We start from the raw sequence: 1,044 nt of genomic DNA, 5'->3' as shown, positions 1-1,044 counted from the left end.
GGCCTGGGCCGCGCGCCTGACCACGGCCATGGGACTGCAGCTCGGGCAGAACGAGGCGCGGCGGAGGTACGACCGACTGGCCGCGTACCACCCGCACCACTTGACCGGGCAGGCCCGGCTGCTCCAGCAGCTGTGTCCCAAGTGGAGCGGGAGCTGGGAGGCGGCACACGGGTTCGCCCGCGAGTGCCTGCTCAACTCGCCCGAAGGGTCGCTCAGCGGTGGTCTGGTGGCGGAGGCGCACCTGGAGCGCTGGCTCGATCTGCCCTCCGCGGGGAGTGAACGGACCGACTATCTGCGCCGGCCGCATGTCCACGCCGAACTCGTCGAGGCCGCCGAACGGTCCGTCCTGCACCCGTACTACCGACCCGCGTACGGGTGGGTCACCATCCAGGGCGTCTTCGCCGCGCTCTTCTCGCTGATCGGCGACACCGCACGCGCCGCCGCGCACTTCCGCGCCCTGGGCAACCTGGCCTCCGACTACCCGTGGAGTTACCTCGGCAAGCCCGCGGACGCGTACGTCAAACACCGTTCCGCCGCCCTCGGAAGAGGCTGAGCGGATGCCGAACAGGACAGGCAGAGGCAGACGATGAGCCAGGGCATCCATCACACCGAGGTCGACGGCATACCCACCCTCTTCGCGTACGCCACCGGGCCCATGCGTGCCGGACTGGTCTTCCGCGTCGGTGTCGCCGACGAGACGCTCGCCGGGGCCGGGATCACCCACCTGGTGGAGCACCTGGCGCTGCACCGCCAGGGCCTGGCCGACTACCACTTCAACGGCGCGACCAAGGCCGCGTTCACGCACTTCCACGTGGAGGGCGCCGAGCACGAGATCGTCGCCTACCTCGACGGCGTGTGCACCTCCCTCCTCGATCTGCCCATGGAGCGGCTGGAGACCGAGAAGGAGATCCTGCGCACCGAGGAGGCGAGCCGGGAGCCCGGACAACTGCCGCTGTGGCGGTACGGGGCCCAGGGGTACGGGCTGGTCAGCTATCCGGAGTGGGGTGTACGGGGGGTGCGGCCGGACGACGTACGGGAATGGGC

At 70.5% G+C, this 1,044-nt stretch carries 2 pseudogenes; both read left to right on the top strand.

Features of this window, described 5'->3' with window-relative positions:
* Window positions 1-553: pseudogene (locus ACFRCG_RS48795) on the top strand (hypothetical protein); the annotation flags it as partial.
* Window positions 554-586: 33 nt separating this feature from the next.
* Window positions 587-1,044, top strand: a pseudogene (locus ACFRCG_RS48790) (insulinase family protein); the annotation flags it as partial.

Origin of the sequence: Embleya sp. NPDC056575 (assembly GCF_042793325.1) — a bacterium.
GTDB lineage: Bacteria > Actinomycetota > Actinomycetes > Streptomycetales > Streptomycetaceae > Embleya.
This window is presented reverse-complemented; position numbering and strand designations above follow the sequence as displayed.